Origin of the sequence: Rhodococcus cerastii (assembly GCF_033042195.1) — a bacterium.
GTDB lineage: Bacteria > Actinomycetota > Actinomycetes > Mycobacteriales > Mycobacteriaceae > Rhodococcoides.
Genome location: NZ_JAWLKF010000003.1, coordinates 359,633 through 384,948, shown reverse-complemented (window position 1 = coordinate 384,948; position 25,316 = coordinate 359,633). Strand labels below are relative to the sequence as shown.

21 protein-coding genes are annotated in these 25,316 nt (G+C 65.9%); 13 read left to right on the top strand and 8 right to left on the bottom strand.

What is annotated here, in order from left to right:
- Position 1 precedes the first annotated feature (1 nt).
- Genes R3P93_RS08665 through pcaH form a run of 6 tightly spaced genes read right to left on the bottom strand, consistent with a single transcriptional unit; the run spans position 2 to position 5,910 of the window.
- Complete coding sequence (locus R3P93_RS08665; RefSeq protein WP_317532797.1) at positions 2-1,213, bottom strand: acetyl-CoA C-acetyltransferase; 1,212 nt, start codon at positions 1,211-1,213, stop codon at positions 2-4.
- Complete coding sequence (locus R3P93_RS08660; protein WP_317532796.1) at positions 1,206-2,027, bottom strand: IclR family transcriptional regulator; 822 nt, start codon at positions 2,025-2,027, stop codon at positions 1,206-1,208. The genes R3P93_RS08665 and R3P93_RS08660 overlap by 8 nt, the downstream gene beginning before the upstream one ends.
- Positions 2,024-3,193 carry a bifunctional 3-oxoadipate enol-lactonase/4-carboxymuconolactone decarboxylase PcaDC gene (gene pcaDC, locus R3P93_RS08655; protein WP_317532795.1) on the bottom strand — a complete coding sequence of 390 codons (1,170 nt, stop codon included), beginning with the start codon at positions 3,191-3,193 and terminating at the stop codon, positions 2,024-2,026. Before pcaDC ends, R3P93_RS08660 begins: the two co-directional genes overlap by 4 nt.
- Entirely contained in the window at positions 3,190-4,539 is a 1,350-nt protein-coding gene (gene pcaB, locus R3P93_RS08650) for a 3-carboxy-cis,cis-muconate cycloisomerase (protein ID WP_149406241.1), read from the bottom strand. Before pcaB ends, pcaDC begins: the two co-directional genes overlap by 4 nt.
- Before the next feature lie 23 nt (positions 4,540-4,562).
- Complete coding sequence (gene pcaG, locus R3P93_RS08645; protein ID WP_317532794.1) at positions 4,563-5,201, bottom strand: protocatechuate 3,4-dioxygenase subunit alpha; 639 nt, start codon at positions 5,199-5,201, stop codon at positions 4,563-4,565.
- Positions 5,194-5,910, bottom strand: coding sequence for a protocatechuate 3,4-dioxygenase subunit beta (gene pcaH, locus R3P93_RS08640; RefSeq protein ID WP_068052499.1), 717 nt, complete (start codon positions 5,908-5,910; stop codon positions 5,194-5,196). Before pcaH ends, pcaG begins: the two co-directional genes overlap by 8 nt.
- Positions 5,911-6,019: 109 nt before the next feature.
- Between pcaH and R3P93_RS08635 the strand changes: the two genes are divergently transcribed.
- Positions 6,020-6,769 carry a CoA transferase subunit A gene (locus tag R3P93_RS08635; RefSeq protein ID WP_317532793.1) on the top strand — a complete coding sequence of 250 codons (750 nt, stop codon included), beginning with the start codon at positions 6,020-6,022 and terminating at the stop codon, positions 6,767-6,769.
- The gene (locus R3P93_RS08630) at positions 6,766-7,449 is read left to right on the top strand and encodes a CoA transferase subunit B (protein ID WP_317532792.1); all 684 of its coding nucleotides are present in this window, start codon (positions 6,766-6,768) and stop codon (positions 7,447-7,449) included. Before R3P93_RS08635 ends, R3P93_RS08630 begins: the two co-directional genes overlap by 4 nt.
- Here the strand turns inward: R3P93_RS08630 and fdhD are convergent.
- Positions 7,432-8,271, bottom strand: coding sequence for a formate dehydrogenase accessory sulfurtransferase FdhD (fdhD, locus tag R3P93_RS08625; protein WP_149406238.1), 840 nt, complete (start codon positions 8,269-8,271; stop codon positions 7,432-7,434). The two genes, R3P93_RS08630 and fdhD, sit on opposite strands and share 18 nt — an antisense overlap.
- Before the next feature lie 34 nt (positions 8,272-8,305).
- On the bottom strand, positions 8,306-10,513 hold the full coding sequence (gene malQ / locus R3P93_RS08620) for a 4-alpha-glucanotransferase (RefSeq protein WP_317532874.1): 2,208 nt from the start codon (positions 10,511-10,513) through the stop codon (positions 8,306-8,308).
- A 149-nt stretch (positions 10,514-10,662) separates the two neighbouring features.
- Between malQ and R3P93_RS08615 the strand changes: the two genes are divergently transcribed.
- The 11 genes from R3P93_RS08615 to obgE all read left to right on the top strand — a co-directional run bounded on the left by R3P93_RS08615 (position 10,663) and on the right by obgE (position 25,316).
- Positions 10,663-11,094 (top strand): ATP-binding protein, encoded by a 432-nt coding sequence (locus R3P93_RS08615; protein ID WP_149406237.1) that lies wholly within the window; start codon positions 10,663-10,665, stop codon positions 11,092-11,094.
- Positions 11,094-11,879, top strand: coding sequence for a SigB/SigF/SigG family RNA polymerase sigma factor (locus R3P93_RS08610; RefSeq protein ID WP_037193137.1), 786 nt, complete (start codon positions 11,094-11,096; stop codon positions 11,877-11,879). Before R3P93_RS08615 ends, R3P93_RS08610 begins: the two co-directional genes overlap by 1 nt.
- Before the next feature lie 28 nt (positions 11,880-11,907).
- Positions 11,908-13,899 carry a prolyl oligopeptidase family serine peptidase gene (locus tag R3P93_RS08605; protein WP_317532791.1) on the top strand — a complete coding sequence of 664 codons (1,992 nt, stop codon included), beginning with the start codon at positions 11,908-11,910 and terminating at the stop codon, positions 13,897-13,899.
- A gap of 9 nt (positions 13,900-13,908) precedes the next feature.
- Positions 13,909-16,584: a valine--tRNA ligase gene (locus R3P93_RS08600; RefSeq protein ID WP_317532790.1), complete on the top strand. Its 2,676-nt coding sequence runs from the start codon at positions 13,909-13,911 to the stop codon at positions 16,582-16,584.
- Entirely contained in the window at positions 16,585-18,015 is a 1,431-nt protein-coding gene (folC, locus tag R3P93_RS08595) for a bifunctional tetrahydrofolate synthase/dihydrofolate synthase (protein WP_149406234.1), read from the top strand.
- Positions 18,012-18,401 (top strand): DUF4233 domain-containing protein, encoded by a 390-nt coding sequence (locus tag R3P93_RS08590; RefSeq protein WP_094670662.1) that lies wholly within the window; start codon positions 18,012-18,014, stop codon positions 18,399-18,401. Before folC ends, R3P93_RS08590 begins: the two co-directional genes overlap by 4 nt.
- 69 nt (positions 18,402-18,470) lie before the next feature.
- Positions 18,471-18,884 carry a nucleoside-diphosphate kinase gene (ndk, locus tag R3P93_RS08585; RefSeq protein WP_032394582.1) on the top strand — a complete coding sequence of 138 codons (414 nt, stop codon included), beginning with the start codon at positions 18,471-18,473 and terminating at the stop codon, positions 18,882-18,884.
- 505 nt (positions 18,885-19,389) lie between these two features.
- Complete coding sequence (locus R3P93_RS08580) at positions 19,390-22,818, top strand: translation initiation factor IF-2 N-terminal domain-containing protein (RefSeq protein ID WP_317532789.1); 3,429 nt, start codon at positions 19,390-19,392, stop codon at positions 22,816-22,818.
- Positions 22,819-23,053: 235 nt separating this feature from the next.
- Positions 23,054-23,365, top strand: coding sequence for a 50S ribosomal protein L21 (gene rplU / locus R3P93_RS08575; RefSeq protein WP_032394581.1), 312 nt, complete (start codon positions 23,054-23,056; stop codon positions 23,363-23,365).
- A gap of 60 nt (positions 23,366-23,425) precedes the next feature.
- Entirely contained in the window at positions 23,426-23,689 is a 264-nt protein-coding gene (rpmA, locus tag R3P93_RS08570) for a 50S ribosomal protein L27 (RefSeq protein ID WP_317532788.1), read from the top strand.
- A 175-nt stretch (positions 23,690-23,864) separates the two neighbouring features.
- Positions 23,865-25,316: a GTPase ObgE gene (gene obgE, locus R3P93_RS08565; RefSeq protein ID WP_149406232.1), complete on the top strand. Its 1,452-nt coding sequence runs from the start codon at positions 23,865-23,867 to the stop codon at positions 25,314-25,316.

The following is a 25,316-nucleotide window of genomic DNA, read 5'->3' as shown; positions in this document are numbered from 1 at the left end:
ATCAGCCGATTCGCTCGAACACCGCCGCAAGTCCCTGTCCGCCGCCGATGCACATGGTCTCGAGTCCGTAGCGGACTTCCCGTCGGTCCATCTCGCGCAACAGCGTAGCCAGGATGCGGGCTCCGGTGGCACCGACGGGATGGCCGAGCGAGATGCCGGAACCGTGTGGGTTCAGCCGAGGATCGTCGGACTCGATGCCCCACGATCGAGTGACGGCGAGAGCCTGAGCGGCGAACGCTTCGTTGAGTTCGATGATGCCCATGTCGTCCAGGCTCAATCCGAGGCGTCCGAGCGCTTTCTCGCTGGCCGGTACCGGTCCGATACCCATGGTGCGCGGAGCGACGCCGGCGACACCCCAGCCGGCCAGTCTGGCCAGTGGCCGAAGACCCAGTGCTGCAGCCTTTTCCGGGGTGGTGACGATCGCGATGGCGGCACCGTCGTTCTGTCCGCTGGCATTTCCGGCCGTGACCGTCGACTCGGGGTCGATCGACGCACGAATCGCCTTCAACTTCGCCAACGACTCGACGGTGGTGTCGGCACGCGGATGCTCGTCGGTGGTGACGAGTACCGGATCCGATTTGCGTTGGGGGACCGACACTCCCACGATCTCCTCGGCGAACACGCCGCTGTTCTGCGCAGCGACTGCGCGCTGGTGGGACTGCACTGCGAGTGCGTCCTGATCGGCGCGGCCGATCGAGAATTCCGCGCGCAGATTCTCCGCGGTTTCGATCATGCCACCGGGAACCGGAAAGTTCTTGCCGCCCGCGGTCACTCGCGCTCGGGCGAGTCGATCGGACAGGGCCACGGCCTCGGCCTTGACGCCCCAGCGCATGCCGGTGGCGTAGAACTCCGTCTGACTCATGCTCTCGACGCCGCCCGCCAGAACCAGATCGTTGCCTCCGGACTGGACCTGCATGCACGCCTGCAGTACTGCCTGCAGACCGGAGCCGCAGCGTCGGTCGACCTGCATTCCGGGGACGTCGATACCCAGATCTGCATCGAGCGCGGCGATGCGTCCGATCGCGGGTGCGTCGCCGTTGGGGGATGCCTGACCCAGGATGACGTCGTCGATGTCGGCACCGGAGATGCCGGTTCGGGCAACGAGTTCGGCGATGACGGTGGCGGCCAGGGCCTGGGCGGAGATATCGCGGAACTGACCGCCGAAGCGGCCGACCGGGGTCCGAAGGGGTTCGCAGATGACGGCGTCAGGCATGGGTGGTTCCTCGTCTGTCGTTGGGTCCGGTACTCACCCGGAGCAGGTCGGTCTCGATGGCGCGGGTGGCGTCGAGCAAGGCCGGGAGTAGTTCGGTGCGGACTGCGTCGGCGGTATGACGCGCAGCCTGGGTGGAGACGTTCGCCGCAGCGACGACCGTCCCGTTGCTGTCGTGGATGGGAGCCGCGATCGATCTCAGGCCCTCTTCGAGTTCCTGATCCACGAGACAGAAACCGTCGGTCCGTACGCGTTCGAGTTCGCGTCCGAGTGCGTCGGCAGTGGTGAGCGTCTTCCCGGTGAGCGGAGTCAGCCGGACTCGATCGAGGTAGGCAGCGAGTTCGTCGGCCGGTAAGCCGGCGAGCAGCACTCGTCCCATCGATGTGGCGAATGCAGGGAATCGGGTGCCGATGTTGATGCCGACGGTCATGATGCGGCTGACCGGAACTCGGGCGACGTACACGACGTCGTCGCCGTCGAGAATCGAGACCGAGGACGATTCTCGGACCCGTTCGGCGAGAGCTTCCAGATGCGGCCCCGACACTTCCGGGAGGGACAGGCTCGACAGGTAGCTGTAGCCCAGTTCGAGCACCCGCGGGGTGAGCCAGAACATGGATCCGTCGGTACGGACGTAGCCGAGTTCGACGAGTGTGAGCAGGAACCGTCGGGCGGTGGCGCGGGTGAGGTCGGTTGCTCGGGCGACATCGGAGAGTGTCCGACGTGGATGCTCGGCGTCGAAGGCTCGGATCACCGCGAGGCCCCGGCCGAGCGACTGGACGTAGTCCGAGGACGGCGGCGGTGATTCCGCGGGGTTCACGAGGTACCCGATTCGGTCTCGGCGATGGCCGCGTTCGCCAGAGCGAATGCGCTGTTGCTGTTCGGAACTCCCGCGTACACCGCGGTGTGCAAGAAGACTTCGGCCAGTTCGTCCGGTGCCAGTCCGGCGCGCAGCGCTGCGCGAATGTGCATGTCGAGTTCGTGCTGATTGCCCACCGCCGTCAGGATCGCCAGGGTCAGCAGTCTGCGGGTGTGGTGATCGAGACCCGGTCGGTTCCAGATGTCACCCCATGCGGTGCGGGTGATGAAATCCTGGAACGGTGCGGTGAACTCGGTGCGGCCGGCGATGCTGCGGTCGACATGCGCATCGCCGAGGACGCTGCGCCGCACCGTCATACCGGCATCGTGGGCCGCTGCGCGTCCGACGGTATACGCGTCCGACCCGATGTGTGCGGCAACCGCCGCGGTGACGGGACCGGCTTGCTCCACGTTGGCCAGATGAGCGGCCGGGTCGAGAACCCGGAACGTCGATCCGGTGACGCCGTCGGCGATGATCTTCAGGTCCTCGGGGGTGGTCGAGGGATCCTGCCGGCCCGCGATCACCAGGGTCGGGGCGGTGATCCGGTTCAGATCCGATCGAGAATCCCACTCGGACAACGCCTCACAGCATGCTGCGTAGCCCTCGTCGGACGTGTCGGCGATCATCCGGCGATGACGCTCGACGAGATCGGCGTCGCGAGCGGCCAGTTCGGGGGTGAACCAACGCTCGAGTACGGCATCGGCCAGCGACGCCGTGCCCGCCGCTCGGACCGCCGCGGCACGGTCGAGCCACTGCGCCGGCTCACCGAACTTAGCCGAGGTGCACAGCAGCGTCAGAGTCCGTACTCGCTCCGGGCGATGGATGGCGAGCCACTGCGAGACCGCACCGCCGAGGGACAGACCGACGAGGTGCACACGGTTCACCTCGAGTGAATCCAGCAGCGCCACCACGTCCTCGGCGAGTTCGGCCACCGAGTAGGGACCGGGTGGCACCGGTGATCGTCCGTGCCCGCGAAGGTCGACGGCGAGAACGTGAACGGCGGCGGACAACGCTGCGATCTGCGGGTTCCACATCGATCGGTCGGAGCCGAGCGAACCGATCAGCACGACGGTCTCCGCGTCGGCGCTCGGTCCTTCGATGCGTTCGTGAGCAAGTGCGACAATCATCGTGAATCCTTCGAATCTGTGGTGTGTTCGGTGTCGAGGTCGTGCTCGGCGAGGATCGCGTCGACTAGCTCGGGTGCGTGGCCGAGATACGCGGCCGGGTCGAGTAGTTCGCGCACCGTCGACGGTGGAAGGAATGCTGTGATGGCAGGGTCGCTGTCCAGCGGCGCTCCCGTCGCGCATCGCGCAGTGACGATTTCGCGGGCCTGCTCGGTGTGCGCTGCCAATGCCGCGGTGACACGTTCGGCGAGCAGCGCTCCGCCCGTCGCGTCGAGATTACGGGCCATTTCCTCGGGATGAACGTGCAACCCGCTCAGGCTCTGCGTGATTCGGTGGGCGGCACCACCGGTGAGGCGGAGCAGATCGGTGATCGTCTCCCACTCGGCATGCCACGCTCCAGCGGCGCGCTGGTGTTCGTGGTCCATGTTGGAGAGCACGGTGGCCACTGCACCCGGGACCCGCCGGGCCGCAGCGCGAGCCGTGACGGCGGCAACGGGATTGCGCTTGTGCGGCATCGCCGACGATCCGCCCGGCGCGTCCTCCGACACCTCGCCCAGCTCGGTGGCGGACATCGACACGATGTCCCCGGCGATCTTGCCGATCGTTCCTGCTGCGACACCCAACGAGCACGCAATATCGGCAATGGCGGTGCGGTCGGTGTGCCAGGGCGCGGTCTGTCGAGCCAACCCCAGTTCGACGGCGAGCGCGGCGGCGATGGCCGGTCCATGTGGATGCACGGCGGCGAGAGTGCCTGCAGCGCCGCCATACTGGACGGTGCATGCGCGTCGAACGGCTGCGACTCCTGTCCGCGCGCGGCGCAGCCCCGAGAACCAGTTCGCAGCCACCAGGCCGAAGGTGGTGGGCAAGGCCTGCTGGCCGAGAGTGCGGGCCGCCATCGGGGTGGTGCGATGGGTCAGGGCGAGACTTCTCGCGGCCGCACTTGCAGCGTCGAGCGAGGCCTCGATCACACCGAGCGCGTCGCGGGAGAGGAGCATCAGCGCGGTGTCCATGATGTCCTGGCTGGTGGCCCCGGGATGCACTGCCGTGGCAGGAACCTCGGCCTCGGCCACCTCGTTCCGAAGAATCTTCACCAGCGGGATCACCGGATTACCCCCGGCCGCGGCATCTGCTCCGAGCCGCGCGATGTCCAGGTTCGCCCCGAGTTCGGTCGCAGTGGTGGTGACGATCTCGGCGTGACCGGTCTCCACGAGACCGACCGTTGCTGCGGCCCTCGAGAGCGCCGCCTCGACGGCGAACATCGCTGTCACCCAAGCCCGGTCGCCCACGAGCGGTGCGAGCGCGTCGCTACCGAACGTCGGATCGAACAGTGCCCCTCGCTCGGATTCCATCGTCCCCTCTCGCCATCGGTGTGTCACAGCGCGAAGAACGGAGTCTCGTCGCCGTCCGGATCGGTGTTCTGCAGCACGATGTCGAGGTGGTACCCACCGTGCACCGGTGCTGCGACGAGTCTGGCACGCTTGTGCTCCGGCACGGCGGACAACACCGGATCGAGCTCGTTGGCCTCGGCCTCGTCGGGAAAGTACACCCGCGTCACGACCCGCTCGAGCATCCCGCGGGCGAAGATCCCGACGTCGATGTGCGGTGCCTCCACAGCACCGTTCTCGGCGGGAAGCGGTCCCGGCTTGATCGTCGTGATCGTCATCGTTCCGGTCTCGTCGGCGAACGCTCGCCCGAAGCCACGAAAGCCCGTGATGCGAGACGGCACCGCGCCACGCGGATCGTCGGGGTGATCGAACCGGCCGTCGCCGTCGGCCTGCCAGGTCTCGATCATGGCGTCGGACATGGGGTTTCGGGCTCCGTCGATCAGTGTGAACGACACGGTGATCTCGCCTTCGGTGCCCGGCGGCACCACGTTTTCGCCGTCGGGCCACAACAATCCGATGTGCACGTACGGGCCCACGGTCTGCGAGGGGGTCTGCCCGAAGGAGGCGGTGGTGAAATCGGCTCCGGCGACCACGGGGTAGCGCGGGGCGAACTCGGGATCAGTCATCGTGGTCGTCTTCCTCGAAGGGGGTGGCGTTTCGGCCGCGGAGCACGATATCGAATCGAAATCCGAGGGCCCAGTTGTCCTGTGTCGCCTCGTAATCGAACGCGCCGATCATTCGGGCCCGCGAGTCCTCGGGGGCGGCGTTGAAGATCGGATCCTGGAAGAACATGGGGTCGTCCGGGAAGTACATCTGTGTCACGAGGCGCTGGGTGAACGCCTGACCGAACAGGGAGAAGTGAATGTGAGCGGGCCGCCATGCGTTGTGGTGATTGCCCCACGGATACGCGCCCGGCTTGATCGTGGTGAAGCGATACCTGCCCTGGGCATCGGTGAGAACGCGACCGGTGCCGTTGAAGTGCGGGTCCAGTGGTGCGGGCCACCGGTCACCGGTGTGTCGGTATCGACCGCCTGCATTGGCCTGCCACACCTCGACGAGGGTGTTCGGAATCGCCTTGCCGTCGCTGTCGAGCACCCGGCCGTGCACGATGATCCGCTGCCCCTGCGCCTCACCGTCGTTCGCCAGGGTGAGGTCTGCGTCGGCGGCGGTGACTCGTCCCTCGCCCAGCACCGGTCCGGTGATCTCGGTCAGTCGCTGGGGGAGCAGGGTCAATGGCTGTGCCGGATGCCGAAGGGCGGTGGTCCGGTACTCGGGGAAGTCGCGTGGGGCATGGACACCCGATTGGTCCCGGTACTCGGGCGGGAGATGAAGCATCGACGGTTCCTCACGATCGTGGGTGATCTACGCAACAGCCAGAATAGCGAAGTGTTCGCATTGTGGCAAACTGTTCATATTCCGCACAGAATGCTGTAGCGTGCATCTCATGTTGGACAAAGTCGTGGCCAGCGCCACCGAAGCCGTAGCGGACATCCCTGATGGGTCCTCGATCGCCGTCGGGGGATTCGGATTGGTCGGAGTGCCGGAAATACTGATCGACGCTGTGCTCGCGCAGGGTGCGACAGATCTGGAGACCATCAGCAACAACTGCGGAACCGATGGCTTCGGTCTCGGCGTTCTGTTGCTGCAGCACCGCATTCGGAGAACCATCAGCTCCTACGTGGGCTCGAACAAGGAATTCGCACGGCAGTACCTGTCCGGAGAACTCGAAGTCGAGCTCACTCCGCAGGGCACGCTCGCCGAGCGGCTGCGCGCAGGCGGCGCCGGGATCCCCGCGTTCTTCACCCCCGCAGGCGTCGGCACCCAGGTCGCCGACGGGGGATTGCCGCTGCGCTACGACGGTAGCGGCGGAATCGCACTGGCAAGTCCGCCGAAGGAGACACGCGAGTTCGACGGCGTCACCTACGTGATGGAGCGCGGGATCGTCGCAGATTATGCGCTCGTGCACGCGTGGAAGGGGGACCGTCACGGGAACCTGGTGTTCCACGCCAGTGCGCGAAACTTCAATCCGCCCGCGGCGGAGTCGGGGCGCATCACCATCGCGCAGGTCGAGCATCTCGTCGAGCCGGGTGAGATCGGACCCGACGAGGTGCACACCTCGGGTATTCACGTACAGCGGGTGGTCCACGTCGGACCGGTCGAGGTCGGCATCGAGCAGAGGACGGTACGAGCATGAGCGAGAAGATGACCCGCGAACAGATGGCGGCACGGGTGGCACAGGAACTCGGCGACGGTCAGTACGTCAATCTCGGCATCGGTATGCCGACCCTCGTGCCCAACTACATCCCCAACGACGTCTCGGTGATCCTGCATTCGGAGAACGGAGTGCTCGGCGTCGGACCGTATCCCACCGAGGACGAACTCGACGCCGAGATCATCAACGCGGGCAAGGAGACCATCACGGTCCTTCCCGGTGCGTCCTACTTCGATTCCGCGCAGTCGTTCGGAATGATCCGCGGCGGCCAGGTCGACGTCGCCGTTCTGGGGGCGATGCAGGTCAGTGCCACCGGCGATCTGGCGAACTGGATGATTCCCGGGCACATGGTCAAGGGCATGGGTGGCGCGATGGATCTGGTGCACGGAGCGCGACGCGTCATCGTGATGATGGAGCACGTCTCCCGCAAGGGCGAGCCGAAGATTCTGGAGCAGTGCACCCTGCCGCTGACCGGTAAGGGCTGCGTACACAGGATCATCTCGGACATGGCCGTTCTCGACGTCACCGAGAACGGTCTCCGTCTCGTCGAGACCGCACCGGGTGTGTCCGTGGACGAGGTCAGAAACGCGACCGCGGCCGAACTACTGGTCGACGTCGGTCAGGAGTGGAGCCTGCGGAACGACTCAGGCACTACCGTCTGAGACGAGAACGCGGTCGGCGTGGGAGTAGATGTTCATCGACCGGCCGCGGAGGAAGCCGATGACCGTCAGACCGGATTCGGTCGCGAGGTCGACCGCCAGCGAGGACGGAGCCGAAACCGCCGCGAGAATCGGTATTCCGGACATCACCGCCTTCTGGGCCAACTCGAACGAGGCGCGGCCGCTGACCATCAGCACCGTGCCCTGCAGGGGAATTCGATCGTTGGTCACCGCCCAGCCGACGACCTTGTCGACGGCATTGTGGCGTCCGACATCCTCACGTAGGACGAGCATCTCGCCGTCCGCAGTGAACAGGGCGGCGGCGTGCAGGCCGCCGGTCGCATCGAAGACCTTCTGCGCAGCCCGCAACGTGTCGGGTAACCCGGTGAGCGTGTCCGACGTCACGACGACGGAATCGGCCACGGGGGAATGCTTGGTGCGCAAGCGAATCGCGTCCAACGATCCCTTGCCGCACACCCCACACGAGGACGTCGTGTAGAAGTTGCGTTCGACGCCGGTCTCGGGCGGAGCGACTCCCGCGGCCAGGGTGACATCGAGGACGTTGTAGGTGTTCGCGCCCTCGTCGTCGACTCCGTCGCAGTAGCGAGCCGCTGCGATGTCGGCTCCCGAGGCGATCACACCCTCGGTCAGCAGGAAGCCGTGAACGAGCTCGACGTCGTGGCCGGGAGTGCGCATGGTGACGGCCAGCGCTGCGCCGTTCACCCGCAACTCGAGCGGCTCCTCCACCACGAGAGTGTCCGGACGTTCGACGCGGTGCTCACCTCGGAGTCGGACAACGGGCCTGCGGGTGGTGATGCGGCCCATCAGTATCGGCCGGATTCGCGGTGACGTGGGTGACTCATTCTTCGATTGTGGACCCCGGTGTTGTTCGGCCGTCGACTCGGTCGGCCATTGCGCTCACCAACGAGACCAGGCGCGGGTGATCGACGAGGTCGTCGACGAGCACACGCTTGCCTTTCGCGTCGGCCAACGGGATCTTCCAGTTCTCGTACTGGGTTTCGTCGGTACCGGGCTGGTTCTGAATTCGGTGTTCGCCGACGGCGTCGACGAGAGCGACACCGATCAGCAGGGACGGGCTGCGCTGGACGAGGCGATGCAGAGCTTCCACCGTCTCGTGGTTGTCGGCGTCGGCACCGAGCAATCCGCGCTCGCGCGCCAGGTCGAGAACTGCCTCGCGCTTGGCTGCGTCGATGTCCTTCTCGGCCTCGATGTCTCGTTCGAGCAGGCCGAGACGGGACCGCAGGTCTATGTGTTCACCCTCGAGGTATCCGGCCGTCGGGGGCAGATCGTGTGTGGTCACCGACGTCAGGCACAGGGTGCGGTAGTCCTCGGGTGCAATGGGCCCGGATTCGTCCGCTTCGAACCACAGGATCGAGGTGCCGAAGATGCCGCGCTCGGTGAGGTACTCCTGCACCATCGGCTCGAAGACACCCAGATCCTCGCCGACCACCACCGCGCCTGCCCGCTCGGCCTCGAGGGCCAGGATACCGATCAGCGCCTCGTGGTCGTACTCGACATACGTTCCGCCGCCGGCATTCTCGGCCTCCTGCGGAATCCACCACAGGCGGAACAGACCCAGGATGTGGTCGACGCGGATACCGCCGGCATGACGAAGGATCGTGCGCAGCATGTCTCGATAGGGGACGTACGCCAGTTCGCGTAGTCGGTCCGGATCCCACGGGGGTTGGTTCCAGTTCTGGCCCTGCTGGTTGAAGTTGTCCGGCGGCGCGCCCACCGTGACTCCCGACGCCAATACGTCACCGAGCGCCCAGGCGTCGGCTCCGCCGCGCGCCACGCCCACGGCGAGGTCGTGCATGATCCCGATGTCCATCCCAGCATCGAGTGCCGAGCGTTGCGCGGCGGCCAACTGCTCGTCGCAGATCCACTGCAGCCACATGTGGAAGTCGATGCGCTCGGCGAGCTTGGTGCGCTGTTCGAGCACGAAGTCGGTCCGCGGGTGTGCTGCCTTGTCGGTCCAGGCCGAATTCTCGGGTCCGAACTTCTCCGCCAGGGCGCTCCACACCGCGAAATCGCGCAGTCCGGAACCCTCGCGTTCGACGAACGCGCGGAATGCGGATTCGCGCGCCGGGCTCCGTTCCACCTTGTGAACACGTTCCAGGGCACGCAGTTTCGCCGTGAAGGTCGAGTCTCTGTTCAGCTTTCCGGTTCGCTTGTTGGCCTTGTCGAACCGCTTCGCCGCTTTCCGGACCTTGCCGAACTGTTCCGGTGACAGCAGCGCGGTTTCACGAATGTTCTCCACTCGGATGTAGAGCGAGTTGAAGAACCGGCGGGTGGTCGGCAGATAGGGCGACGCCTCGACCGGTGTGGTGGGTCGGTCGGCGTGCAGCGGATTGACGAGGAGATAGTCGAAGCCGTGCTCGCGGCCGACGATGTCGGCCATGTCCTCGAGATCACCGAGATCACCGATTCCCCATGATAGTCTCGATCGCACCGAATACAGCTGGGTGAGCAAGCCCGTCCGCTGCCGATCTGCCAGTTCTGCGTTGGGTGACAACGACTTCGGAGTGACGACCACGACCGTGTCCGACGTCCGGACCGTGTTGTCCTCGCTGATCGTCGTCGCGGTCAGGCTGTGCCAACCGAGCGGTGCACTGCTCGGAACGACGAACGTGGCACGACCGATGAGGCGGCCGTCGACCTCACGGGGATCGACCCAGATGTCGGCCTGGGTCACCTCGATGGTCTCGCCGTCCTCGGAGACCATCGAGACCTCGACCGGATTGCCGTGTGGCACATGGACCCACACCACGGCGTCGGTGCCCTGTGTGGCCACCACCACCGGCGGAAGCAGGCGCCGCCACGGCGCGTTCTCGATGTCGGCCAGAGCTCGGTCGACGTCCTCGGTCGATTCGGTCGCGTAGCCGCGCGCGGCGAGCACCTGACGCAGGGTGTCGTCGCTCACTTCGTGTTCGGTGTCGTCCCAGCCTCGGTACGAGGTCGATGTGCCGAGACGTCGGGCGAGAGAGCGAAGTGCCTGCGAGTAGTCCACACCGATGATCGTGCCAGTTCGCCGCGCCCGCGTCATGCCGGCCGGGCCTTCGTTCACCGGCCACCGCTCCGATCCGAACGACGGGCGGGTCCGGTTGCTCGACTGCCAGGATTGAAACACGCCGCGCTGGGTAGTCTGGGTCGGCGAACGGTAAAACGACTGCTCGGCGACGATAGGAAGTGCGGATGGCTGGGGTCAGCAAGATCGAAGAACTGGAGCGAGGTTCCGGTGCACCGGTCGAGCTGAGGGTGCGCGCCGAGGCCGACCAGCTTCCGGTGGTCCGTGCAGTCGCCGAAACACTCGCAGTGCTCAGCGACTTCACGCTCGACGACATCGCCGACGTCAAGTTGGTCGTGGACGAGGTGTGTTCGCAGTTGATCAAGGGCTCGGTCACCGATGCAGAGCTCTCGTGCACCTTCGCGGTGAGCGACTCCGGAATCCGGATCGTCGTCACCTCCACGTTGACCTCCACATCCGTGCCGAAGAAGGACAGTTTCGGCTGGCACGTGTTGCAGACGCTGACCGACGCCATCGAGTTGCGCGCCGACGACGCCGTCGAGGGCGAGGCCGGTCACACGGTCGCGATCGACGTGGTCAAGCGGAGGAGCAAGGTCTAGTGCCTGTGCCGCACGAACGAAGCACACGGCGAGAGTCCGACGATTACAGCGACGTTGTCGCACTGATCCAGCAGATGCAGGCGCTCGACGAGAATTCACCGCAGCGCCGAGTGCTGCGCGATCGCATCATCACCCGCTGCCTGCCTCTCGCAGAACACATCGCACGCCGCTTCGGCGGCCGCGGCGAAGCACACGAGGACCTGCTGCAGGTCTCACGTCTCGGTCTGGTGAACGCGGTCGACCGATTCGACATAGAACGCGGTTCGGATTTCGTGTCGTTCGCGGTGCCCACGATCATGGGCGAAGCTCGCCGCTACTTCCGCGACGCCGGATGGTCGGTTCGAGTGCCGCGGCGCATGAAGGAACTGAACTCGATGATCTCCCAGGCTGTGGGATCGCTGTCGCAGAAGCTCGGCCGAGCTCCGACCGCCAGCGAGATCGCGGCCGAGCTGGGGATCGACGTCAAGGAAGCCTCGCAGGCTTTGCTTGCGCGCAGCGCGTATCAGACCGTTTCGGTCGACTCGGTGGTCAGCGAGGATCGGTTGCCGCTGATGGACACCCTCGGTGCCGATGATCCCGAACTCGAGAAGATGGAGAGCTACCTCGCGGTGCGGCCTGCACTCGAGAAGTTGCCCGAGCGTGAGCGTCGAATCGTCGTGCTCCGATTCTTCGGGTCGATGACCCAGACTCAGATCGCGGAGAAGGTGGGGATTTCGCAGATGCACGTCTCGCGAATCCTGGCTCGCACGCTCGCTCAGCTGCGTGAGGACCTCGGCGAGGACTGAGGGCGACCAGTAAAGCTAGGCTCGATGGATGAGTGTGTACGACGACGTCGACGAGTACATCGGAGCCCGTAGGGTCACGGGCCTGGCGGCATCGCACGATTTCTCGCGGGCGGTGGTCGTGGTTGCCGCACTGGACGATTCGCGGACCGAGTACCGAACGTCGTTGTGGGAGATCGATGTCGACGGCGGTTCGCCCGCCCGGCGGATCACCCACGGCGAGTGGGGTGAAAGTGCTCCGGTGTTCACCTCAGCGGGCGATCTGTTGTTCTCTCGCACATCGAGCAAGGACGATCCGGCTCGGCTGTGGATTCTGCCTGCCTCGGGCGGTGAGGCGCGCGTTCTCGAGACCAGGTCCGCCGGTCTGAGCGAGGTCGTGACCGCCCGTTCCGGATTCGGGCTCGTCGGGCTCTCGCCGGTGTTCGGATCGTCGAGCACCGATGAGGACGACGACGCCCTGCGCACCGAGCGCAAGGCGAACAAGGTGGATGCAATTCTGCACACCGGAGTTCCGGTGCGTTTCTGGGATCACGATCTGGGGCCTGCGACGCCGCACCTGTTCGCGGGATCGTCGGACGGTTCGACCGGACTGCGCGATCTGACGTCGGATGCGGCCGGAGCGTTGCACGAAGCGGCCTTCGATGTCGGTGCCGACGGTTCGTTCGTCGTGTCCACCTGGTCCGTCCCCGGCGCTCTGGCGACCGTGCGGACGGTGCTGGTGCGTATCGACACCGCGACGGGGGAGCGTACGACGATCGTCGACGACGTCGATGCCGACCTGGGCGCACCTGCGATCTCGCCGGACGGAGCGTCCGTGGTGTTCGTGCGTGAATCGCTCTCCACTCCCGAGGACGCGCCTCGAATGACGCTGCAGCGCTACGATTTCGAGTCTGCTTCGGTCGTCGATCTCGCTCCCGGCTGGGATCGGTGGCCGATCGACCCGGTGTGGCTGCCGGACGGGTCGGGGGTACTGGTCACCGCGGACGACGACGGCCGGTCCCCGATCTTCGTCGTGCGTGAGGGCGCGGAGCCGCGTCGGCTGACGAACACGAACGACGCGTACACCCACGTCCACGTGTCCTCGGACGGAACCAGGGTGCTGGCCCTCGCCGCGTCGTATCTGGCCGCCCCGCATCCGGTCTCGATCGACCTGTCCGACGGCACCGTCGACGACCTCGACACCTCCGTCGACCGCTGTCCGGTGCCCGGAACTCTCACCGAGATCGACACCGTCGTCGACGACGGTGCTCGGGTGCGCGGCTGGCTTGCACTGCCCGAGGGTGCCTCGGACGCGGCACCCGCACCTCTGCTGCTGTGGGTGCACGGTGGCCCGCTCGGCTCGTGGAACACCTGGTCGTGGCGGTGGAATCCGTGGCTGATGGTCGCGCGCGGGTACGCCGTGCTGCTGCCGGACCCGGCGCTGTCCACCGGGTACGGCCAAGAGTTCGTACAGCGCGGCTGGGGAGCGTGGGGCAAAGCTCCGTTCACCGATCTGATGGCGTTGACCGACGTCGCGGTCGCGCTACCCGAGATCGACGAGACCCGCACCGCGGCGATGGGCGGATCTTTCGGCGGCTACATGGCCAACTGGATCGCCGGACACACCGATCGGTTCGACGCCATCGTCACCCATGCGAGCCTCTGGGCGCTCGATCAATTCGGCCCGACGACCGATGCGCCGTGGTACTGGGCGCGGGAAATGTCTCCGGAGATGGCGGTCGAGAACTCCCCACACCTGTTCGTCGCGGACATCGCGACGCCGATGCTGGTGATCCACGGCGACAAGGACTATCGCGTGCCCATCGGCGAGGGCCTACGGCTGTGGTACGAACTGCTCAGCGAATCCGGCCTGCCCGCCGACGACGAGGGCAACACCGAGCATCGTTTTCTCTACTTCCCGGCCGAAAACCATTGGATTCTGAGTCCTCAGCACGCCAAGGTCTGGTACGAGGTGGTGCTGGCATTCCTGGCCCAGCACGTGCTGGGCGAGAGGGTGTCGATGCCCCGAATCCTCGGCCACTAGAATCGACCGGTGACCAGTTCAGCGCCAGAGCACTCAGAGAACCCCGCCGATTCGATCGACCTGCCCAAGAGCTGGGATCCCAGTGCGGTCGAGGCGGAGCTGTACCGGTCCTGGGTCGACGCCGGGTACTTCGAAGCCGACGCGACCAGCGGCAAGCCGCCCTATTCCATAGTGCTGCCCCCGCCCAACGTCACCGGCAGCCTGCACATGGGCCACGCTCTCGACCACACGCTGATGGACGCGCTCAGTCGTCGCAAGCGGATGCTCGGGTACGAGGTGCTGTGGTTGCCGGGCATGGACCACGCGGGTATCGCCACGCAGACCGTCGTGGAGAAACAACTCGCCGCCGACGGAAAGACCAAGGAAGAGTTCGGACGCGAGGCGTTCATCGACAAGGTCTGGGACTGGAAGCGTGAATCCGGCGGAACCATCGGTGGGCAGATGCGACGCATCGGCGACGGTGTCGACTGGAGTCGAGAGCGTTTCACCATGGACGACGGCCTGTCCGAGGCCGTCCAGACCATGTTCAAGCGGATGTTCGACGACGGTTTGATCTACCGCGCCGAGCGACTGGTCAACTGGTCGCCGGTGCTGCAGACCGCCATCTCCGACATCGAGGTCAAGTTCGAGGACGTCGACGGCGAACTGGTGTCGCTGCGATACGGCTCGCTCGACGATGCCGAGCCACACGTCATCGTCGCGACCACCCGAGTCGAAACGATGCTCGGCGACACCGCAGTCGCGGTCCACCCCGACGACGAACGGTACAAGGCTCTCGTCGGCACCACCCTCGAGCACCCGTTCACCGGACGGCAGATCCCGATCATCGCCGACGACTACGTGGACCCCGAGTTCGGCACCGGCGCAGTGAAGATCACCCCGGCACACGATCCCAACGACTTCGAGATGGGCGTGCGGCACTCGTTGCCGATGCCCTCGATCATGGACAAGGCAGGCCGGATCACCGATACCGGAACGCAATTCGACGGTATGGATCGCTTCGAGGCGCGGGTGAAGGTGCGTGAAGCACTCGCCGAGCAGGGCCGCGTCGTCGCCGAGAAGCGCCCCTACCTGCACAGCGTCGGCCACTCCGAGCGCAGCGGCGAGCCGATCGAGCCACGTCTGTCGCTGCAGTGGTGGGTCAAGGTCGACACCCTGGCGAAGGCGGCCGGTGACGCAGTGCGTAACGGCGACACCGTCATTCATCCCAAGAGTCAGGAACCGCGCTGGTTCGCCTGGGTCGACAACATGCACGACTGGTGCATCTCGCGTCAGCTGTGGTGGGGTCATCGGATTCCGATCTGGTACGGACCCGACGGCGAGACCGTCTGCCTCGGACCGGGGGAGACGCCACCCGAGGGCTGGGAGCAGGATCCCGACGTCCTCGACACCTGGTTCTCGTCCGGGCTGTGGCCCTTCTCGACGATGGGGTGGCCCGACGCCACGGCCGATCTCGAGAAGTTCTATCCCACCGGTGTTCTCGTGACCGGATACGACATCCTGTTCTTCTGGGTCGCCCGCATGATGATGTTCGGCACCTACGTCGGAGCGGACGACGCGATCACCGCAGGCAAGCAGGGGCCGCAGGTTCCGTTCCGAGATGTGTTTCTGCACGGCCTGATTCGGGACCAGTTCGGCAAGAAGATGTCGAAGTCGCGAGGTAACGGCATCGATCCTCTCGACTGGGTCGATCGTTTCGGTGCCGACGCGCTGCGCTTCACGCTCGCTCGCGGCGCGAACCCCGGTGCCGACATGTCGGTCGGCGAGGATCACGCGCAGTCCTCGCGCAACTTCGCCAACAAGCTGTTCAACGCAACGAAGTTCGCGTTGATGAACGGCGCGGCACCGGCAGATCTCCCGTCGCGGTCCGAGCTGACCGACGCCGACCGTTGGATCCTCGACCGACTCGAACAGGTTCGGGCAGAGGTGGATTCGGCGTTCGACCGTTACGAGTTCAGCAAGGCCTGCGAGGCGCTCTATCACTTCGCCTGGGACGAGGTCTGCGACTGGTACCTCGAGATCGCCAAGGTGCAGTTCGCCGACGACGCCATCGCCGTCACCACGCGCGGGGTACTCGGCAACGTTCTCGACGCCTTGTTGCGATTGCTGCATCCGGTGATTCCGTTCGTCACCGAAACGCTGTGGAAGGTGCTCACCGGCGGCGAGTCGCTGGTGATCGCCGCGTGGCCCACTGCCTCCACCGATTCGCTGGATTCTGTTGCCGCACAGCGCATCGAAGACATGCAACGACTCATCACCGAAATTCGCCGGTTCCGCAGTGATCAGGGACTCAAGCCGTCCCAGAAGGTGGCAGCCCGCATCGTCGGAGTCTCCGAATCGGATCTGGACGGGCAGATTTCGGCGGTCACCGCACTGGCTCGACTGACCGAGCCGGCCGAGGACTTCGCGGCGACGGCGTCGGTCGAGGTGCGTCTGAGCAAGGCCACCGTGGTCGTCGAACTCGACACCTCGGGCACCGTCGACCTGGTCGCCGAGCGGGCCCGACTGGTGAAGGATCTCGCGGCTGCGGAGAAGGAACTTGCGCAGACCACCGGCAAGCTCGGCAACGAAGCGTTTCTCGCGAAGGCACCGGATGCGGTGGTGGACAAGATCAGAACACGCCAGACGATCGCAGGCGAAGAGATCGCCCGCATCACGGCGCGGCTCGAATCGATGGGAACCTAAGTGACCGAATCCGACGAGGCCCTGCCCCTGCCTCCGCCGAGCCCGGTCGATCTGGCCGAGCTCGCACTCGTGGAGGCCGAGCTCGACAAGCGTTGGCCCGAAACGAAGATCGAGCCGTCGACGGCTCGGATCTCGGCGCTGATGGACCTGCTCGGCTCGCCGCAGAGGGCGTACCCGTCGATTCACGTCGCGGGCACGAACGGCAAGACCTCGGTGACCCGCATGATCGATGCGCTCCTCACCGCGTTCCATCGGCGCACAGGCCGCACCACAAGTCCGCACCTGCAGATGGCGACCGAGCGGATCAGCATCGACGGCCGGCCCATCTCGCCGCGGCTCTACGTCGACACCTACAACGAGATCGCTCCGTTCGTGGACATGATCGACGCGCAGTCCGAGGCTGCGGGCGGACCCCGCATGAGCAAGTTCGAGGTGGTCACGGCCATGGCGTTCGCGGCGTTCGCCGAGGCCCCGGTCGAGGTTGCCGTCATCGAGGTCGGACTCGGCGGGCGTTGGGACGCCACCAACGTCGTCGACGGCGAGGTTGCCGTCATCACCCCGATCGGCCTCGATCACGTCGAGTTCCTCGGCGACGATCTCGCGACGATCGCGGGAGAGAAGGCGGGGATCATCAAGAAGGCACCGGAATCGCTGGTGCCGCGCGATACCGTCGCGATTCTGGCGAAGCAGCAGCCCGAGGTGTCCGAGGTCCTGCTGAGGGCGGCGGTACAGGCGGACGCTGCGGTGGCCCGAGCCGGATCGGAATTCACCGTCCTCGGCAGGCAGATCGCCGTGGGAGGCCAGCAACTGGAACTGCAGGGGCTCGGCGGGGTGTACACCGACGTCTTCCTTCCCCTGCACGGCGAGCATCAGGCGCACAATGCCTCACTCGCACTCGCGGCGGTGGAGGCCTTCTTCGGTGCGGGTCCGGATCGTCAACTCGATCAGGACACCGTGCGCGGCGCGTTCGCAACGATGGTCAATCCGGGTCGACTCGAGCGGGTGCGCAACGCCCCGACGGTGTTTCTCGATGCCGCGCACAACCCGCACGGGGCAGCAGCGCTCGCCGCTGCCCTCACCGACGAATTCGATTTCCGCAAACTCGTCGGCGTCGTCAGTGTCATGGCGGACAAGGATGTCGGTGCAATCCTCGACGCGCTGGAGCCGGTGTTCGACGACATCGTCGTCACCCACAACGGGTCAGCGCGGGCGATGGACGTGGACGCGTTGGCCGACATCGCGGTGGCCAAATTCGGCGACGAACGCGTCGTGGTGGCGTCGACCCTGCCCGATGCGCTGGAAACGGCGATCGGGTTGGCCGAGGAAGTTGCCGAGCCGGGTGAGGCCGTGTCCGGTGCCGGAGTCGTGGTGACCGGATCCGTGGTGACCGTCGGTGCAGCCCGCACTCTGTTCGGAAAGGACCCCGCGTGAGCGAGACAGAGTTCAGACCACCCACGAACGATCCGTGGAAGGGGTTCCGCGGTGTCTGTGCAGGAACGTTGGTACTCGAAGCCATCGTCGTTCTGCTCTCGCTGCCTGTGGTGGCCGTCGTGGGCGGCGGTGCAACGTGGTTTTCGACCACGTACATCGTTCTCCTCGCGGTCGCGATGATCGCAGGCGCCGGCAAGCAGGGTGAGCCCTGGGCGATGAAGTTCAATCTGATTCTGCAGGTGTTCGTTCTGTTCGGAACGGTGTTCCATCTGTCCATCGGCATCGTCGGCCTGATCTTCATCGCCGTGTGGCTGTATCTGCTGTACCTGCGCCGTGACATCACCGAGCGAATCCGACGTGGGATGCTGCCGGGGCAGCGCGACTGACAGGGGAAACCTGTCGGTTTCGGCGATGCGGCGCGCGCCGCATCGCTGTGTTCCATTACTGTTCTCGACGTGACCGACCGCACCCTTGTACTGATCAAGCCCGACGGAGTTGCCCGGCGTTACGTAGGAGAGATCCTCGGCCGCGTGGAGAAGAAGGGTCTGAGCATCGTCGCACTCGAGCTCAAGACCGTCTCCCGCGAACTGGCCTCGGCTCACTATGCGGAGCACGAGAGCAAGCCGTTCTTCCCCGAGCTGCTCGAGTTCATCACGTCCGGACCGGTGGTGGCCGCAGTTCTCGAAGGCCCCCGCGCCATCGCTGCGTTCCGCCAGATCGCAGGCGGCACCGACCCCGTGGCCAAGGCGGTTCCCGGCACCATCCGTGGTGACCTCGCCCTCGACGGTCAGCAGAATCTGGTGCACGGATCGGATTCCGTGGAATCGGCCGAGCGCGAGATCGCACTCTGGTTCCCCGGCCTCGCCTGACCGTTCCGCCTTCGACACGAAAAGCAGCACTTACTTCCGGCCACGCCGCATCCGCTCGGAACCCGAACGGTGCGGCGTGGCGAGTACGCATCACAGCGTGTGGGATACTCGACGACAGATCGACTTCACTGCACCAGTACGTACAGGTTTCACGCTCCACCCGAAGCCCAGGCTTCACCGAAGTTCGCTAGTCCGGTGTGGTGTATTCGATCGGATGACTGTCGTCTATCCGCTGCCCGTCATCGCAGATGCTCGAACGAGAGACAGGCTCGTTCGCGTTCTTGCTTGATGATCAGGCGCTCGGATCGCCGGTACACCACCATCCAGCCAGGCACCGCACACGCTGTCGTCGACCACCGAGAACTACGAAGTGGTCATCGGCTCGGGTGCGGAGCGAGACCGAACAGCTGACGTCCAACCCGACGTGAGTACACAAGGATTGCCCTCGCGTGGCCGCGTCACACCCGAAGTCGGATGGACGCGCCCGGGGGCCCGAGGAGACTACGTGGCCGATCAAAGCCCGCCCGAAGATGTACAGAACGCAAACGCAGGTCGTATGGAGCCTCCCGGCGCGGTGTCGTCTGTGGAAACCGACGCGGCGTCGTCGGCGCAACCCGACACGATCGAGCTGCCGACCAGGCTGCGCGTGCACGCTCTGGCAAAGATTCTGGGCGTCACCAGCAAGCAGTTGCTCGTCACCCTCGGTGAGCTCGGCATCGAAGCGCGCAGTGCACAGTCGAGCCTGAGCCGTGACGTCGCGGAGTCCGTTCGTGACTCGGTCAACGCGCCCACAGCGCCCACCGGGCAGACAGTCGAGTCGTCGACTGCCGCGCAGCCGGAGCCGGTTGCGGAGGAACCTGCCGAGGCACCCGCCGTCGAGGCCTCATGGTCCGAGCCGCAGCTGTTCACCAGCGCGCCCGCTCCGGAGCCGGAGACCGATCGTTCCGCGGCAACGACCGACCAGCCCACCGCGACGACGTTCGCCACCCCGCTGTTTCTGCAGCCCGCAGCCGTGGACGCCCCAGCGACGGAATCGGCGGAGCCCCCGGCGCGCCGTCGCCGCAGCCGCAAGGCAGCGCCCAAGGACGAGGTCGCCGGCACCGACACCAGCGCGGACACCGACGGCAGTGAGTCCACGGTGACGCCGGAGACCGCTGCACCCGAGACCTCTGTACCGGAGACCTCTGCAGTCTCGACCGACCGGTCCTCTTCCGAGGCCGACGAGTCGAGCGCCGCCGAGGTATCGACCGACGGTGACGGGGACGACGATCAATCTCAGCCTCGACGCCGCCGCCGTGGACGCCGTGGTCGCGGCCGTGGTCGCGGCGAGCAGTCCTCGGACGAGTCGAACGACGACAATTCCGAAGACGATTCCGACGGCGACTCGGAGACCACCGATTCGGCCGACACAGAATCGACCGATTCCGACTCGGACGAGTCCTTGTCGAGTGACGAGCAGCAGTCGAACTCGGGACGACGCTCGCGTCGATCGCGCACTCGCAGCCGTACCTCGGACCGGCAGAACTCCGATTCGACCGATTCCTCCGACGAGACTCGCACCGCGGACTCCTCGGCCGAGGACGGCGACGACGAGTCTGATTCGGGTGCCCAGGACAATTACGACGACTCCGACAACGGCGGTTCGGACGGAGACGGCTCCAGCCGTCGTCGTCGACGCCGTCGCCGGCGCAAGACCGGAGCAGAGGCCGCTGCCGAGGGTGCCTCGTCCGAGGACGATCCGCCCAACACCGTCGTGCACGAGCGCGAGCCGCGCAACAAGAGCCGGGCACCCCGGGACGAGGTCCAGGGAATCACGGGCTCGACGCGTCTCGAGGCCAAGCGCCAGCGCCGCCGCGACGGGCGCGATGCCGGTCGTCGTCGGCCGCCGATCCTCACCGAGTCCGAGTTCCTGGCTCGCCGCGAATCCGTCGACCGCGTCATGGTCGTGCGTGAGAAGGCAACTCCGGATCACCCGCTGACCACTCAGGTTGCCGTGCTCGAAGACGGTGTGCTCGTCGAGCACTTCGTCACCAGCAGTGCCACTGCGTCGATGGTCGGCAACGTCTACCTGGGCCGCGTTCAGAACGTGCTGCCCAGCATGGAAGCAGCCTTCATCGACATCGGGCGTGGCCGCAACGGCGTGCTGTACGCGGGCGAGGTCAACTGGGACGCTGCGGGGTTGGGCGGAAACTCACGGAAGATCGAGCAGGCTCTCAAGCCCGGCGATCAGGTTCTCGTCCAGGTCAGCAAGGACCCGGTGGGGCACAAGGGTGCTCGCCTGACCACGCAGCTGTCGCTCGCGGGTCGATTCCTCGTCTACGTGCCCGGTGGAAGTTCCACCGGCATCAGCCGCAAGCTGCCCGACACCGAGCGCAAGCGGCTCAAGGAAATCCTCCGCGACATCGTGCCTCCCGAGGCCGGCGTCATCATCCGCACCGCAGCGGAGGGCGTCAGCGAAGAAGAGCTCGCACGGGACGTGACTCGCCTGCAGGCGCAGTGGGCCAGCATCGAAGAACGCTCGGCCAACGCCGAAACCGGCAAGGGCGTGCAACCACAGACGCTGTACGAAGAGCCCGACATGCTCGTCAAGGTTATTCGTGACCTGTTCAACGAGGACTTCTCCAAGCTCGTCATCGAGGGCGACAAGGCGTGGACGACGACGTCGAACTACGTCGAGACCGTGGCCCCGGACATGATGGAGCGGTTGCACCGATACGAGGCCGACGGCAGTTCCGTCGACGTCTTCGCCGCGCACCGCATCGACGAGCAGCTGGCCAAGGCCCTCGATCGCAAGGTCTGGCTGCCGTCCGGCGGCACCCTGGTGATCGATCGCACTGAGGCGATGACCGTCGTCGACGTCAACACCGGCAAGTTCACCGGGTCGGGCGGCAATCTCGAAGAAACGGTCACTCGCAACAACATCGAGGCCGCCGAGGAAGTCGTGCGCCAGATGCGGCTGCGAGACATCGGCGGCATGATCGTCGTCGACTTCATCGACATGGTGCTCGAGTCCAACCGCGATCTCGTACTCCGACGACTCACCGAGTCCCTCGGACGCGACCGGACTCGCCACCAGGTCTCCGAGGTGACCTCGCTCGGTCTGGTGCAGATGACTCGCAAGAAGCTCGGCACGGGGCTCGTCGAGGCGTTCTCCACCACGTGTGAGCACTGCCAGGGTCGTGGCATCGTCGTGCACCCGTTCCCCATCGACGCCAAGCCGGACAACGACGGCGGTCGGTCGAACTCGTCGCGTTCGGAATCGGGCAACTCGGGAACCAGCGGCAGGCGTCGTCGTGGCAAGGACAACAAGGCCGAGGGCAACGATCGGTCCGACGGCAACGAGCGGGCCTCCTCGAACGATCGTGCCGGTGCGGCAGACGGTCAGGAACACCCCGTGGTCGATCCGTCGATCAAGCGGGCGCATCCGGTGGCACTGGCCATGGCGGCGCACCACGACGACGTGGTGGCCGACGTCAGCCCCGCCGATGTCGAGACACCGGCCCCCGAAGCTCCCGGCGGCGACGCCGAGGTGACCGTGGTCTCCGCCGACGATGTGGAGGTTGCGGCCGCTGCGGTCGCCGACGCGGAGACGAACGTCACGGCAGTCGATTCGGCCACCGAGACCGAGGCCGAACAGCCTTCCGTCGAGCCGGTGGCACCGAAGGCTCGACGCGGACGGCGGGTGGCGCGCAAGGCAGCCGCGCCGACCGGCACAGCGCCAGACGCGGGCATGGTGATCGTCGTTCCTGCCGCGGACGACTCCGCGGACGCCACGACCTCCGACCAGGCGGGGACGGCACCCGACGAGGTGGCGGCTCCGCTCACGGCGGCGGCCGAGCAGTCCGTGGAGCCGGTGGAGGTGCCGGCGGCACGTCCTCGCAGACGGCGTGCAGCAGCGCGGCCTGCAGGGCCTCCGGTGGACATCGATGCCTAGCAGCGCGGGGCAGTTTGACCCTGGCCGTCTCTCTGCCGTAACCTTGATAAGTCGCTCCCGGTGACACCGTTCTGCTGTGCCGTAGTGGCCTTGCAGGAAACAACGGTTCTCGAGCGGGCCTAGGTGAACATCGCCGTGGCCGGCCGATAGGGAGCAAGCAAACACGTTTTACCAGACCAGTCGTGTTGCCATGCGCAACGCGAGCAAGTTCGAAGAAGCAAGGGGTAGCCCTCCGATGGCAACGTACGCGATCGTCAAGACCGGCGGAAAGCAGTACAAGGTCGCTGTTGGTGACCTCGTCAAGGTCGAGAAGATCGAGGGAGCGCCCGGCACTGCTGTCTCGCTTGCTCCGGTCCTCGTCGTAGACGGATCCGACCTGACCACAGATGCAGACAAGCTGGCGAAGATCTCGGTCGCCGGTGAGATCGTCGAGCACACCAAGGGCCCGAAGATCCGCATCCACAAGTTCAAGAACAAGACCGGATACCACAAGCGTCAGGGACACAGGCAGAAGCTCACTGTCCTCAAGGTCACCGGCATCAAGTAACCAGGTCCCCGCAGGACTTGAGTTCTTCCAAGCTGATTCACCCCGAGGAGGGTATGCAACATGGCACATAAGAAGGGCGCATCAAGCTCCCGTAACGGTCGCGACTCGAATGCTCAGCGCCTCGGCGTCAAGCGTTTCGGCGGCCAGACCGTAGGCGCAGGCGAGATCCTGGTTCGTCAGCGCGGCACGCACTTCCACCCCGGCGTCAACGTCGGCCGTGGCGGCGACGACACCCTGTTCGCACTCGCCCCCGGCGCAGTCGAGTTCGGTGCCAAGCGCGGTCGCAAGACCGTGAACATCGTTCCGGTTGCTGTAGGGGCCTAGTCCTTCTGCAGCGCTGGCGCTCACGATGGCCGACGCGACCGGGCAACTGCTCGTGTCGACCATCCACGGCGTACGTTCACAGCTCCCGATAGGGGCGGACCAGGGTCATGAGACCGGTCCGCCCCTATCGCTTTTTTCTCCCGCTTTCTCTTTTACGAAAGGATCGAAGACAGCTATGTCACGATTCATCGACCGCGTGGTGCTGCACGTCAGCGCCGGCAAAGGTGGCAACGGCTGCTCTTCGGTTCACCGCGAGAAGTTCAAGCCTCTCGGCGGCCCGGACGGCGGTAACGGAGGGCAGGGCGGCGGAGTCGTGTTCGTCGTCGACAGCAACGTCCATACTCTGCTCGACTTCCACTTCTCCAGCCATGCCAAGGCAGGCAACGGAACTCAGGGCATGGGTGGCAACCGTGAGGGTGCCAACGGCGAGGACCTGATTCTCAAGGTTCCCGACGGCACCGTCGTGCTCGACAAGAAGGGAAACGTGCTCGCCGACATGATCGGGGAGGGAACACGTTTCGACGCCGCTCCCGGCGGCCGCGGCGGCCTCGGCAATGCAGCTCTGGCTTCGAAGGCTCGGCGGGCACCCGGATTCGCGCTCCTCGGCGAAGAGGGCATCGAACGCGAGCTCGTCCTCGAACTCAAGTCCGTCGCAGACGTGGGCCTCGTCGGTTTTCCGTCGGCCGGTAAGTCGTCGCTGGTCTCGGTGCTGTCCGCAGCGAAGCCGAAGATCGCCGATTACCCCTTCACCACACTGGTGCCCAACCTCGGCGTGGTCTCCAGCGGAGACACCACCTTCACCGTCGCAGACGTTCCCGGGCTGATCCCCGGCGCGAGTCAGGGCCGAGGTCTCGGTCTCGACTTCCTGCGTCACCTCGAACGGTGTGCCGTTCTCGCGCACGTCGTCGACTGCGCCACACTGGATCCCGGCCGCGATCCGATCTCCGACGTCGATGCCCTCGAAGCCGAGTTGGCCGCGTACAAGCCGGCGCTGTCCGGAGACGCCAGCCTCGGCGATCTGGCCGATCGGCCCCGCATCGTGGTGTTGAACAAGGCCGACATTCCCGAGGGTGCCGAGCTGGCCGAGATGGTCACCGCCGAGTTCGAGTCCCGTGACTGGCCCGTGTACACCATCTCCGCGGTGACGCGTGCCGGTCTCAAGCCGCTGACGTTCGCATTGGCCAAGCTCGTCGAGGAGTACCGCACCGCGCATCCGGCTCCCGAGCCGCGGCGTCAGGTGCTACGCCCGGTCGCTCGGAACGACGACAGCTTCAAGGTCGTCAAGGATCCGGACATCCCGGACGGCTTCATCGTTCGCGGTACCCGACCCGAGCGTTGGGTGCGTCAGACGCAGTTCACAAACGACGAGGCCGTCGGCTACCTCGCCGACCGCCTCGCGCGGCTCGGAGTCGAGGACGCACTCATCAAGGCCGGCGCTCAGCCCGGTGCTTCGGTCACCATCGGCGACGTGTCGTTCGACTGGGAGCCGCAGACTCCGGCCGGTGTCGAGATCACGATGACAGGCCGAGGCACCGATGCCCGTCTCGATCAGGTCGAGCGCATCGGCGCATCCGAACGCAAGCATGCCCGCCAGGTACGTCGCGGGCTCGATACCGAACAGGAGTAG

What these genes read in the sequence shown, in the direction of transcription:
- pcaDC (WP_317532795.1), bottom strand. Translation starts at nt 3,193, where the DNA reads ATGATTGTCGCACTTGCTCACGAACGCATCGAAGGACCGAGCGCCGAC.
- pcaG (WP_317532794.1), bottom strand. Translation starts at nt 5,201, where the DNA reads ATGACTGATCCCGAGTTCGCCCCGCGCTACCCCGTGGTCGCCGGAGCC.
- fdhD (WP_149406238.1), bottom strand. Translation starts at nt 8,271, where the DNA reads ATGGGCCGCATCACCACCCGCAGGCCCGTTGTCCGACTCCGAGGTGAG.
- R3P93_RS08630 (WP_317532792.1), top strand. Translation starts at nt 6,766, where the DNA reads ATGAGCGAGAAGATGACCCGCGAACAGATGGCGGCACGGGTGGCACAG.
- rplU (WP_032394581.1), top strand. Translation starts at nt 23,054, where the DNA reads ATGGCAACGTACGCGATCGTCAAGACCGGCGGAAAGCAGTACAAGGTC.
- R3P93_RS08635 (WP_317532793.1), top strand. Translation starts at nt 6,020, where the DNA reads ATGTTGGACAAAGTCGTGGCCAGCGCCACCGAAGCCGTAGCGGACATC.
- obgE (WP_149406232.1), top strand. Translation starts at nt 23,865, where the DNA reads ATGTCACGATTCATCGACCGCGTGGTGCTGCACGTCAGCGCCGGCAAA.
- rpmA (WP_317532788.1), top strand. Translation starts at nt 23,426, where the DNA reads ATGGCACATAAGAAGGGCGCATCAAGCTCCCGTAACGGTCGCGACTCG.
- pcaH (WP_068052499.1), bottom strand. Translation starts at nt 5,910, where the DNA reads ATGCTTCATCTCCCGCCCGAGTACCGGGACCAATCGGGTGTCCATGCC.
- R3P93_RS08665 (WP_317532797.1), bottom strand. Translation starts at nt 1,213, where the DNA reads ATGCCTGACGCCGTCATCTGCGAACCCCTTCGGACCCCGGTCGGCCGC.
- malQ (WP_317532874.1), bottom strand. Translation starts at nt 10,513, where the DNA reads ATGACGCGGGCGCGGCGAACTGGCACGATCATCGGTGTGGACTACTCG.
- R3P93_RS08605 (WP_317532791.1), top strand. Translation starts at nt 11,908, where the DNA reads ATGAGTGTGTACGACGACGTCGACGAGTACATCGGAGCCCGTAGGGTC.
- pcaB (WP_149406241.1), bottom strand. Translation starts at nt 4,539, where the DNA reads ATGGAATCCGAGCGAGGGGCACTGTTCGATCCGACGTTCGGTAGCGAC.
- R3P93_RS08615 (WP_149406237.1), top strand. Translation starts at nt 10,663, where the DNA reads ATGGCTGGGGTCAGCAAGATCGAAGAACTGGAGCGAGGTTCCGGTGCA.